The sequence below is a fragment of the Solitalea canadensis DSM 3403 genome, assembly GCF_000242635.2.
Taxonomy (GTDB): Bacteria; Bacteroidota; Bacteroidia; order Sphingobacteriales; family Sphingobacteriaceae; genus Solitalea; species Solitalea canadensis.
Map to the genome: position 1 here is coordinate 819,399 of NC_017770.1, position 12,224 is coordinate 831,622.

Annotated in this window: 12 protein-coding genes; 1 reads left to right on the forward strand and 11 read right to left on the reverse strand. The window is 35.1% G+C overall.

From position 1 onward, the window contains the following. Positions 1-4 precede the first annotated feature (4 nt). The 7 genes from SOLCA_RS03305 to SOLCA_RS03335 form a co-directional block, all read right to left on the reverse strand. Positions 5-3,040, reverse strand: a complete 3,036-nt coding sequence (locus tag SOLCA_RS03305) for a tetratricopeptide repeat protein (RefSeq protein ID WP_014679028.1) — start codon at positions 3,038-3,040, stop codon at positions 5-7. A 255-nt stretch (positions 3,041-3,295) separates the two neighbouring features. Next, the gene (locus tag SOLCA_RS03310) at positions 3,296-4,228 is read right to left on the reverse strand and encodes an aspartate carbamoyltransferase catalytic subunit (protein WP_014679029.1); all 933 of its coding nucleotides are present in this window, start codon (positions 4,226-4,228) and stop codon (positions 3,296-3,298) included. Between the two features lie 93 nt (positions 4,229-4,321). Then, on the reverse strand, positions 4,322-4,864 hold the full coding sequence (gene pyrR, locus SOLCA_RS03315; protein WP_014679030.1) for a bifunctional pyr operon transcriptional regulator/uracil phosphoribosyltransferase PyrR: 543 nt from the start codon (positions 4,862-4,864) through the stop codon (positions 4,322-4,324). Positions 4,865-5,177: 313 nt separating this feature from the next. After that, positions 5,178-7,109, reverse strand: coding sequence for a 30S ribosomal protein S1 (gene rpsA, locus SOLCA_RS03320; RefSeq protein ID WP_014679031.1), 1,932 nt, complete (start codon positions 7,107-7,109; stop codon positions 5,178-5,180). A gap of 148 nt (positions 7,110-7,257) precedes the next feature. Then, the gene (locus SOLCA_RS03325; protein WP_014679032.1) at positions 7,258-8,109 is read right to left on the reverse strand and encodes a hypothetical protein; all 852 of its coding nucleotides are present in this window, start codon (positions 8,107-8,109) and stop codon (positions 7,258-7,260) included. Positions 8,110-8,184: 75 nt separating this feature from the next. Next, complete coding sequence (gene cmk, locus SOLCA_RS03330) at positions 8,185-8,859, reverse strand: (d)CMP kinase (protein WP_014679033.1); 675 nt, start codon at positions 8,857-8,859, stop codon at positions 8,185-8,187. Between the two features lie 147 nt (positions 8,860-9,006). Then, positions 9,007-9,546: an RDD family protein gene (locus tag SOLCA_RS03335; RefSeq protein WP_014679034.1), complete on the reverse strand. Its 540-nt coding sequence runs from the start codon at positions 9,544-9,546 to the stop codon at positions 9,007-9,009. 41 nt (positions 9,547-9,587) lie between these two features. Here SOLCA_RS03335 and arfB point away from each other — a divergent pair, with 41 nt between their 5' ends. Beyond that, complete coding sequence (gene arfB, locus SOLCA_RS03340; RefSeq protein ID WP_014679035.1) at positions 9,588-9,998, forward strand: alternative ribosome rescue aminoacyl-tRNA hydrolase ArfB; 411 nt, start codon at positions 9,588-9,590, stop codon at positions 9,996-9,998. A 73-nt stretch (positions 9,999-10,071) separates the two neighbouring features. Here the strand turns inward: arfB and SOLCA_RS03345 are convergent, their stop codons facing one another. From SOLCA_RS03345 to SOLCA_RS03360, 4 genes are all read right to left on the reverse strand, one after another. Beyond that, positions 10,072-10,458 carry a DUF5684 domain-containing protein gene (locus tag SOLCA_RS03345; protein WP_014679036.1) on the reverse strand — a complete coding sequence of 129 codons (387 nt, stop codon included), beginning with the start codon at positions 10,456-10,458 and terminating at the stop codon, positions 10,072-10,074. Positions 10,459-10,615: 157 nt separating this feature from the next. Further along, positions 10,616-11,002 (reverse strand): DUF5684 domain-containing protein, encoded by a 387-nt coding sequence (locus SOLCA_RS03350; protein WP_014679037.1) that lies wholly within the window; start codon positions 11,000-11,002, stop codon positions 10,616-10,618. 180 nt (positions 11,003-11,182) lie between these two features. After that, positions 11,183-11,578, reverse strand: coding sequence for a DUF5684 domain-containing protein (locus SOLCA_RS03355; protein ID WP_014679038.1), 396 nt, complete (start codon positions 11,576-11,578; stop codon positions 11,183-11,185). Positions 11,579-11,717: 139 nt separating this feature from the next. Beyond that, positions 11,718-12,215, reverse strand: a complete 498-nt coding sequence (locus SOLCA_RS03360; protein ID WP_014679039.1) for a hypothetical protein — start codon at positions 12,213-12,215, stop codon at positions 11,718-11,720. Positions 12,216-12,224 lie beyond the last annotated feature (9 nt).

Below are 12,224 nucleotides of genomic sequence, written 5' to 3' on the forward strand. Positions count from 1 at the left end.
GTTACTATTTACTTGAGCGATTAATTTTAGCCAATTTGTCTTTTGCCGTTGGGATGATATCATCATCGGTTTCATAATTATCGATGATACTTTGCAATGTACTTTTTGCCTGAAATGTATCTCCCTGTTTGTAATAGTTGTCGGCAAGTAAAAGGAAACTTTTGGCCACCCAATAGTCGTGATTAGAAAGATTGTCAATCACTTCAAAACAAGTTTTCTGCGATTGTTTATACTGACCTTTCGTGTATTGTAATAAAGCAGTTAAATATTTTGCTTCAGCTGCATTAACAGACTTAGTTGACGTTGATACATTAGCCAGCGATTTTGTAGCGGTTGCGGTATCTCCTTTAGCCAAATAAGCTTTTGCAGAGAATAGGTTCGCGGCATTAATCTCTTCCAAAGGCATTTTATCAAAATTGATGACTTTGTTAGCGTAGTACAGGGTTGAATCTGCATTTTCCTCTGCATTATTTACGCGCATTAGTCCAACAACTGCATAACCATAGTTTGCTCTGAAATCAGCACTTTCTAACCGTAGTAAGTATGGTTTAGCCGATTCGTAATCTTTCTTATCTAAATAGATTTTAGAAGCATTGTACAGTGATTTTTCAGTGAATTTGTTATTGCTCTTTGTAAGGATGTACTGATAATCCGGTAATGCTTCATCATTTCTTTTTTGCTTCATTAAGCATTCTGCACGATAGAAATGAGCTTCATTAATGAAATAACCATTTTCGAATTCGCCAATATAAGTTCCGAAAGCAGGAATACTTTCATCGCATTTACCTTTTAGGTAAAGGTTATTTGCAGCTTCAAAACTAATCGAATCTTGTGCACTTGCACTGATTGCAGCTCCCGGCGTGTTTTTAGCATAAGCTAAGAACTCAGCTGAGTTACCTTTATCAACATAAATGTTTTTAATTGCTAATACGGCTTCTTTAGCCTCAGCAGTATTAGGATACTTAGCTACAACCGCTTTATAAGCAGCTAATGCATTATTATCGTCATTGGTATTAAAATAAACCAAACCAATATTCAACATTGCTTTTGGTACGTAACTGCTGTTAGGGAAACGACGAATTAAATCGTTAAAGCCATTTTTTGCTTGTTCAAAATTATTGGCCACAAAATTGGCATAAGCCATTTCGTAAACGCCATCATCTAAATAGGATGAATTTGGATAGAGTTCTTGTAAAGATTTAAGCGAATAGATTTTTTCGTTCAACTTATTCTGAACACCTTGGATCATTGCTTTTTGGAAAATCGCATAATCGGCACCTGCAGCACCTGCAATAATTACCTTATTGTATTGAGCCAATGCTTTGTCATAGCTTTTTGAAACGAAATTACAATCACCAATACGTAAAATAGCGTCCATTGCCATTTTCTTATCGGCAGTGCTACTGTTTACATAACGTTCAAAATATTCAGCAGCCTTAGTGTAATTTTCCTTCTGAAAATAGGCATAACCTAAGTTATAGTAGCTGAATTTATAAATAGGTAAACCAGCAACACCAGGATAGCTTAAGAAATCTTCATAAGTATTAATCGCATCATCGTATTTCTGTAATTCAAATAATGATTCTGCCTTCCAGAATAACGATTGCATTTCAATTTTGCCATCAACAGGGTTGTTTAATGATTTTTCAAACAGCTCTGATGCATAGGCAAAATCGCGAGCGTTAAACACTTCCACACCTCTGTAGTAAGCTACTTTCTGGTATAACAAATCCGTATTTTCTTTACGTTTCTTTACGCTTTCTAATGTTTCCAGTGCTTCTTTATAGTTTTTAGAAGAAAGTAAAATTTCACCTAAAAGTGTTTTAGCCTCATCAATATTTTTTGAACGAGGGTATTTGCTTACAAACTCGCGTGTACCAGAAAGGCCCTGTTGAGCAAAGTTGGTTTCATAAGCAAGTTTTGCATAGTTTAACAAACAATCCTCGCGCACACCCTCATGATATGTTAATTTAGCACCTCTTTGGAATGCGGCACGAGCGTTCAGTTTATTTTGTTTAGCTAAGAAACTGTTACCCAAAGTAAGCATGCCATATTGCGCATAAACATCGTCAGTATCAATCAGGCGCTCCAATTGAGTAATTGCCTTATCATACTCTTTGTTTTGATAATACGTGTACCCGATTTGATAAGTATCTTGCGAAGTTTGATCAGCGATAGCAGATTTATCAGTTAAGTAAGTATCAAAATTGCGTTGGGCAATTGGGTAATTTTTCTTGTTGAAATAAGCAGAGCCAACAATTTTATGTAATTGTGATTTATATTTTGTTGTTCCTTTAGCTAAAATAGGCTCAGTGAAGCTAATTACATCATCATACTTTTCATTGATCAGGAATATCTGAGCAGTGTAATACTGGTATATTTCAGCATATTTTGCTGAATTCTTGATCTTGTTTAAATGATTTAACGCTGTTGTATAATCCTTGTTAATATAAGCGATATGAGCAAAGTAATACGTTGCATCTTCGCTGTATTTGTTATTCCCATCTTTTACTTTGGCAAAATTAGCACGGGCTTTATTGTAGTCTTTTTGAATAAAATAGCAGTAGGCCGTTTTAAAGTTATATTCAACTTGATCAGTGGTATTCAAATCAATTTCTTCAACTTCCGAAAACCATTTTAGTGCTTCACTGTAATTCTCGTTTTTAAAATACACCCTTCCGATCTGAAACTTGGCAGTTTTTGATTTTGGATGGGTAGGATAGGTCTTAATGAACGATAATAACTCGCTTTCTGCATTCTTATTGTTTAGTTCCAATGCACAAACAGCAGCATAATATTCTGCATTTACTTTTGTAGTACTGTTAGCACTAGGGTCGTAAATGTTATTATTGGTTGAAACAGGATCTGTATAAACCTGTCTGAAAAGTTCGTTTGCAGAAGCGAACTTCTGGCTGTCAAAAAGTTCCAATGCTTTTCGGTACGTATCATTGACCGTATACTCGGCTGTCGCCTGCGCATACGTTGAAGCAGTAAAAAAGAAGGATATGGATAGCGCAAATAGTACTGATTTTTTAATCATTTTGAATGAACTTTTTAATTAGAATGTTCAAAATCTAAAATTATTGTAATTGTGAACTTAAAAAGGCTTAGAGTTATTCACAGTTGTTGATATTTAACTACTTGTGTAAGCCGAAAGTTACATAGCAAATCGTTTACCTCTTGTTGAATCATCCTAAGTGCTTTACACTTAAAAAGATGATTTTTTGACACGTGGGAAATAAATACACATATCAGGGTGTAGGGGCAACAGCGGATGAAATTAAATGGCAGGTGATTATGCCAATGGATTTTGGCTGGCCAATAAGTACATGACGGCCATACGAACTGCAACACCATTCTCCACTTGTTCTAATATGATCGATTGTTTTGAATCGGCCACGTCTGAAGTGATTTCAACGCCTCGGTTAATCGGTCCCGGGTGCATAATCGTGATCTCTTTATCCAATGAATCTAATAGTTGTTTATTCAAACCATACATCATTGAATATTCGCGAATTGAAGGGAAATATTTGATATCAAAACGCTCTAATTGAATGCGTAGCATATTAGCCACATCGCACCAGTTTAAGGCTTTGACAAGGTTATGTTCAACTTTTACTCCCAGATCTTTAATGTATCTGGGCATTAAGGTAGTTGGACCGCAAACCATTACTTCCGCGCCTAATTTTTTCAAACAGAGAATATTTGAAAGTGCAACACGTGAGTGAAGTATGTCTCCAACAATTACAATTTTCTTACCTGCAACATCTCCATATTGCTGACGAATAGAAAAGGCATCTAAAAGAGCTTGTGTTGGATGTTCGTGGGCTCCATCTCCTGCATTTACAATTTGTGCATTGATATGTTTTGATAAGAATATTCCTGCTCCGGCATATGGATGACGCATTACAATCATATCCACTTTCATTGCCAGAATATTGTTTACAGTGTCAATTAATGTTTCTCCTTTGCTCACTGATGAAGACGAAGCTGCAAAATTGATAATATCTGCAGAAAGTCGTTTTTGTGCTAGTTCAAATGATAGCTTAGTGCGTGTTGAGTTCTCAAAGAAAATATTCGCAATAGTAATATCACGTAAAGAAGGTACTTTTTTAATAGGACGGTTAATAACTTCCTTAAAGTAATCTGCAGTCTCGAGGATTAATTGGATATCATTTTCGGTTAGGTCTTTAATTCCAAGTAAGTGTCGGGTGCTGAGGTGTTGCATTTCTTTAGTTTATTCTATTGGTGTTTTTATTCCGAAGCTGAGGCTACGGGTTCTATTCGTAAAAAATGGAGAAACTCCTTTCAGAGCGTATAATTATTCTTCAGTAATTAATTCAATTTTATCGTTATCGTCCGTCTCTTTCCATGAAACACGTACATTTTGTGATGCAATTGAATCTACCTGAATGCCGATATAATTCGGTTCGATAGGAATTTCGCGTGAAAAACGGCGATCTACCAAAACCAGCAATTCTACCTTTTGGGGGCGACCGTAAGCTAGCATGGCATCCATTCCCGCTCGAATTGTTCTTCCTGTATAAAGCACATCATCAACAAGGATCACTTTTTTGCCCTCAATGATGAAGTTAATATTGGTTGAATTAGGAACTAACGGAGATTCACGTCTGCGGAAATCATCTCTGAAAAAAGTAATATCCAGGTTGCCAAAATCAATATTGGCTTTTGGAAGTATTTTCTTTAGTTCTTCATGTATGCGATTTGCTAAAAAAACGCCTCTTGGCTGTAAGCCAATAATTGCAGTATTAGAAAAATTAGTGTGGTTTTCTATCAACTGGTAGCAAAGTCGCTTTATCGTAAGGTCAAATTTAGGACTGCTAAGCAACTGTTTATGTAGCATTGATTGAGTTTAAATTGGACAAAGATATAAAAAATTACGTGTTACGAATTATGAGTTTCGGGTTAATTTTAAATAAGAAGTTGAAAGTGATGTAATACAATTTGTTACTAATTTGAGGTTGTGTGTTTTTAGAAGTATAAAATAATTGATTCGTTAAGTTTTATTATGATAAACCTATTACACTCGAAGAGCAAATCCCACGAGAGAGGGTGGAAGGGGGCATTCATTTCGATACCTCTGGGGAATTTCAAAAAATAAAAGGCTGTCCTTTTTGGGACAGCCTTTCGTATGCTAAAAAGAATTCAGCCTAAGCTTATTTCTTTTTGTTATCGCTTTCCATTTGCTCTTTCAAAGCAGCAAGAACATCAAGATCACCTAAAGTAGTTTTCTCAACTGATTCTTTTACTTTTTTCACAGCTTTAGCTTGAGCTCCGGCTTCTTTTTTCTTAGTATCTCTTTCTGCAGCGCGTTCTTGAGCTTTTTCTTCTTCCCAAATGCGTGAGTGAGAAACAAGGATACGTTTAGAATCTTTGTTGAACTCGATTACTAAGAATTCAGCAGTGTCATCAATACCTAAAGATTTACCATCTTCTTTAACTAAATGTTTGGTAGGAGCGAAGCCTTCAACACCATAAGGTAATGCAACGATCGCGCCTTTATCAGCCATTTTGATGATGGTTCCTTGGTGAACTGAATCTAACGTGAAGATAGTTTCGAAAGTATCCCAAGGGTTCTCTTCTAATTGTTTATGACCTAAGCTTAATTTGCGGTTTTCAGCATCTACTTCTAAAACAACAACCTCTATAGTTTCACCAACTTTAGTGAATTCGTGAGGGTGGTTGATTTTTTTAGACCAAGAAAGGTCAGAGATGTGAACTAAACCATCGATACCGTCTTCTAACTCAACAAATACGCCGAAGTTAGTCATGTTTTTAACGGTAGCTTTATGTTTGCTGCCAACAGGGTATCTATCTGCAACACCTACCCAAGGATCTGGAGTAAGTTGTTTAACACCTAATGACATTTTACGCTCATCGCGGTCTAAGGTTAATACAACAGCTTCAACCTCATCACCCACTTTCATGAATTCTTGAGGGTTGCGTAAGTGTTGTGACCATGACATTTCTGAAACGTGGATCAAACCTTCAACACCAGGGATGATTTCTAAGAACGCTCCGTAGTCAGCTACAGTAACGATCTTACCTTTTACTTTAGAACCAACTTGTAATTCAGTATCTAAAGACTCCCAAGGGTGAGATTGTAATTGTTTCAAGCCTAATGCGATACGTTTTTTATCGTCATCAAAGTCAAGAACTACTACGTTGATTTTCTGATCTAATTTCAATACCTCTTCTGGGTGATCGATACGACCCCATGAAATATCAGTAATGTGTAATAAACCATCTACGCCACCAAGGTCGATGAACACACCAAATGCGGTGATGTTTTTAACAGTACCTTCAAGTACCTGACCTTTTTCAAGTTTAGAGATGATGTCGATTTTTTGATTTTCAAGGTCGTCCTCGATAAGTACTTTGTGAGATACAACAACGTTTTTGAATTCGTGGTTGATTTTAACAACTTTGAATTCCATTGTTTTACCAACGTACACATCGTAATCACGAATAGGCTTAATGTCAATCTGTGAACCAGGTAAGAACGCTTCTACACCTTGGATATCAACAATTAAGCCACCTTTAGTGCGGCTCTTAACAAAACCATTGATGATTTCGTCGTTTTCGAGCGCTTTATTGATAGTTTCCCAAGATTTTTGGGTTTTAGCGCGTTTGCGAGAAAGGATTAACTGTCCGTTTTTATCCTCTTGACTTTCAACGAAAACGTCAACGTCATCGCCTACTTTCAAGTCCGGAGTATCACGGAATTCTGATAGAGGAACTAAACCATCTGATTTAAAACCGATGTTTAATACCACATCTTTGTTGTTGATCAATACCACTTTACCGGTAACGATCTCACCTTTAGTTACTGAGCTTAAAGTACCTTCGTAAAGAGCCTCTAATTTCTCACGCTCAGCTTGTGAGTAGTTTCCAAAACCTTTTTTGTTTCCATCCCAGTCAAAATCACCTGTGTTTTGGGTCAGGCTTGATGATTTGATCTGTTCAATAGACAATGAATCTGCTTCAGATTCAATTTGTTCGCGGCGAGAAGATTTCTCTACGCCCTCAACATTAGCAGTCTTTAATTCAGCTGCCAGAACGTCTTGTTCTTTGTCTTTTTTAGCCATTTATTTTTTCATGTCTCCTTTTTCCGCCCTTTGGCGGACCGCAAAGATACACATATTCTCTAAAATAAATGAAAAATTATAGGATTGATTTGTAGGTGTTTACAGAAAACGAAAGGTGTTTAACCATTAAATAATGCAGATATTTCTATTAAATAGCTAATTGATCTATCATTTTAGTTATTATTTCTTTATAGGTGTCTGTAAACCTTTCATGATCATTCAATTTATCAACACCATCTATTGATTTTCTTAAAATGTTGGCAGCTTTCTCGGCATCCTGATGATCATAAAAAGTTTTAACCCATTCTTGCGACAACTGATAGTTTTCCGGAACACCTAACGCATGTTGATAAAAGTTGAATGGAGATTGAAGAATTTTAGTTTCAAAATACGATTGTTCCTTTGACTTTGTCAGATCGAAATAGTCAATATGATATTTTAACTGTGCGATTACGCGCTGTTTAATTTGTTCGTTGTTTTCTTTTTTAGAAGGCTTAAATCTCCATGAATTTTCCTTTACAGATAGTAAGTCTTTAGCACCTTCCTGGTAATGTGTGCTTTGAGTATATATAAGGAAATAATTTTCGGATGGTTTTATTTTATTAATTGATAATACTTTGAATTTAAAATTGCTGTTTTTTACAGAAACGAGTTTTAATACGGTTTTTTGAACTGTTGTATTAGCTGTTTCTGTTATTGTTAAGATAGAATCTTTATTAGCATAGCTCCATTTTCCTGTAGAATATTTTATGGTACTCAGCGATGATACTACTCCATCTTTATATAAGTGGATAAAGGATGATTCGGTAGGTAGCAATGTGTTGATTCCTAAATTAGCATAAATAGATTCGTTGGACGCTATTTCTTCATCAGGTTGCTCTACTCTAATAAGTTTTAATGAATACCTGGTTAACTCATTTTCTACCGAAAAGGGTGTACATGATGTTAAAAACAGGCCAATAATGAATAAATATACTGCTAACGAAAAACACTTTTTCATTTTTTAATAAACCTTTTTAAACTTATACGAATCAATAAGTAGGTAGGTTAGCAATTCTTTAAATATTGTTCAGAATTAGGAAATTTTATTCTTATAAAGATTCACCACAAACTCAAGCTGTTGCTCAGGGTTCATGTGCGAGTTATCTAAAATAACAGCGTCGTCTGCTTTTCTGAGGGGGCTTTCTTGTCGTGTTGTATCCAGCAAATCGCGTTCTTTAAGGTTATCAAGCACCTCACGAACGGTAACCTCATCGCCTTTTGCTTTTAGCTCTTTATAACGTCGTTCAGCTCTTATCAATGGTTCTGCAGTCATGAAAACTTTCAGCTGAGCATCAGGAAATACAGTTGTTCCAATATCCCTGCCGTCCATTACAATATTCTTTGTTTTGCCCATTTTCTGTTGAAGTTTCACCATAGCCTGACGTACCTCTTTGATAGCACTTACCTTGCTTACATTCTGTGAAACAGGCATAAGTCTGATCTCTTCAGAAACGTCCTCGTTGTTTAATAAAACCTGGGTGTAATCATCTTCTAAATGAAGTTCGACATGAATGTTTTCGAGAGCCTCAATAATAGCATCGCGGTTATTGCAATCAATATTATTCCGAAGGAAATATAGGGTTGCTGCCCGGTACATTGCACCTGAGTCAACATAAATAAAGTTTAAACGTTTGGCTAACGCTTTTGCGATAGTACTTTTTCCACACGAAGAATATCCGTCAATTGCAATAATAAAATTCTTGGGCATGCTGTTTTCTTAAGAAATCGCCCAAAGTTATAAAAATCAAATTAAGTATATAATGATAGAAAATTGCTTCTAAATAAAGAAAGCGGTCTTTTGGACCGCTTCTTCTTCTTAGATATTGGATTAGAGTGGATTGCTAAGTAATGAATTTTATTTCTTTAAAACAATAGTGCTGGCAATCATATCATGTAACGTTTGCTTTTTATCTGTAAATAAGGCAAGTAAATATCCGATGAAGAACGGAATCATGCCTGTTATAAGCGTAGAGAAATAGCGACCCGTTGCTCTGGAAAAAGAAATTTTGTTTCCTTGAAGGTCGGTTACTTTAATATTCATTGCTTGTTTGCCCAAGGTGCCTTGCTTTTCTGAAGAGTTTAAAATTGCGTTGTATAGCCATGTTCCAACTAAAGCTAAACTAATAAACGTAAACACAGCCCCAAGGATGGCAAATATTGCGACGGGATTATCTTCAAGATCATTTGAAAATAAAGAGGTTGTACTTACCGCTCCGACAAAAATTAATGCAATTAAAATAAAGCCGAAGATAAAGCTTATCAAAAGGCCATCAATTAAATAAGCAACAATGCGACTACCAAAATCGGCATATTCGTTTTGAGCTTTTACTTCATCAGCAAAAGAGGGATAGTTTACAGCAGGTGGGTTTTCCATAATATAGTTATTTTTGGTCATTAGTTTCAATGCTAAATTATTAATTAAAAAACTAAAACAAAATGAATATAGATAGGGCTGTATTAGCATCAGAGTTGATTTATCAGATGTCTAGAAGCAGCGGAAAAGGTGGTCAGAATGTTAATAAAGTGGCAACTAAAGTGGAAGTAGGTTTTTCTATTGAACAATCCCAATTGTTTTCTAATGAAGAGAAAGAGCGGTTGCTGCAAAAACTAAGTGGTCGAATTACGAAGGATGGGCTAATAAAGATTACTTCTGAAGAGGAACGTAGTCAATTAATGAACAAACATCGGGTAATTGAAAAGTTGGCTCATATTTTAGAAAATGCTTTGAAAATTGAAAAACCACGAAGAGCTACAAAGCCAAGCAAAGCATCAAAAGAAAAACGCTTAAAGAATAAGCAACTTACGTCTATTAAGAAAATTAACCGAACTATCAGAGGTTGGGAATAGTTTGTTCCAAAAAGACAAAAGATAACCTAAATTGGTTATCTTCTGAAATAATGCGAAAAGTATTTTAAGGATATTAGCTTACTAATTTATTAGATTGTTGAGCCGAAGGTCCTTGATAAACCGCATCACCAAATGCTAAAATTGGATAAAAAATAAAGCCTAAAAACAATAATCCGATTCCAAAGGCAGTTGATTTGCCAAAACTTTTTGCGAGATCAAGGCTCAGAATAACCAGAACAATAAAATTAACGAAAGGAATAATCAGTCCGACAATCCACCAAAGCGGCCTGCCAACAATTTCGAGTAAAACAATCAGATTGTAAATTGGAATAATTGCTGCCCAGCCGGGTTTTCCAGCCTTTACAAACACTTTCCACATACTTACAATTATTAACGCAATAAAAGCAATGTAGACAATTCCAAAAGCTCCCATTGCCATTCCTGAAGGTTGATTTTCCATAAACAAACAGATGTTAAGTTAGTAGTATTTGTTAGTTATCAATTTTAAAGATACTATAAAATTATAATTGTTAATTATTTAATATTCAGTTTTTTATAAAAAAAAATAAGGCGACAGATTCTGTCGCCTATGGTTCACATTTGATTAACTTCAGGGTTTATCTTTTTTGAAAGCTTTGTAAATCTGTAGTATTAGGGCCCTGATAAACTGCATCCCCGAATCCTAAGATCGGAAAGAAAACAAATCCAAGAAATGCTAAACCAACTCCAAAGCCGGTGCCTTTTCCAAAGCTTTTAGCTAAGTCGATCATAATAATTATTAGCGCTACGATATTTACCAGCGGAATAATCAATAAGACAATCCACCATAATGGACGGCCTGTTATTTCTAACAGTACGATAATGTTGTAAATAGGAATGATTGCAGCCCAACCTGGTTTACCAGCCTTGGTGAATACTTTCCACATACTTGTGATAACCAGAACCAGAATCGCTAAATATATTAAACTACCTATACCAGCTGCTGCACTTGAAGAATTTTCCATAAAATAAAATAACGTTTAAGAATTTAGTAGAATTATTCTAACAAATCAAAGTAAATATTAGTTAGCTATACTAATCGAAAAACACAAACAAGTAATCAATTTGTTTCAAATTACAATACTGCCAAAAACAAAAAAGGAGACTTTCTCAAGTCTCCTTTTTTTGATTTTTGGTTTTTATAATTATTGATTGCTGTTTGACAATCCTTGTAAATCAGTTGATTTAGGACCTTGATAAGTAGCATCTCCAAAACCCAAAATAGGGAAGAAAATAAAACCTAATAAAATTAAGCCAATGCCGAAACCTGTACCTTTTCCAAAGCTTTTTGCCAAGTCAATCATAACAATGATAGCTACGATGATGTTCACAAATGGGATAAGCATTAAAACGATCCACCATAATGGGCGACCAGTAATTTCCAATAATACAATAATGTTATAGATAGGAATGATTGAAGCCCATCCTGGTTTTCCTGCTTTTGAAAACACTTTCCACATACTTGCAATTACCAAAATAACAATTGCTAAATACACTAAGCTGAATAGACCTACTGCTGCACCTACTGCTGAATTTTCCATAAAAGTTAATTAACGTTAGTTTTTGTTAAAAATAGTTTGTTTAGAGAAACAAAAATAACACAATAGTTTAAAGTGCAAATATTTTGTGAAGAACTTTTGGATTTAAATTCCTTTAAGTTAAATGTTTAAACACGCAGTGTTATCTTTTATACCAAAAAAAGATAATTATACCAACTAACGCTGTAAGGCTTAGTAAGAAAGCAATTTTATAGATGTTTTCGGTTCTTTCATGATAGGCGATCTCACTATTAAGTGATTTTATTTTGTTTTCTTTTTGAGTAATCAGATTTTTCATCCGTTCTTGCTCACTATTAAATCGAAAGGTTTGACCTGATAATGAATCACGTTTCTGAACAATTGAACTACTTCTGGCCATATTTAACCGTTCAATTGCATCCATTACTTTGTTATCCATTTCAATAATCCTTTGCTGTGTTTCAATGATTTGACGCAGGTCGTTTTTAGATTGCCCTCCAAAAAAAGCATTTCGTTCATCCTTGTTTTTTTTCCACTCCTGAAATAATATACTACGTTGTTCAATTAAGGTGTTAAGGTTTTCTTGAGCTTGTTCAACGGTTTGACTAAAAACTGTAAATGTGGTAAGTAAAAGAAAAGCAAAAAGCGCAATAGATTTCATTTTATGGGT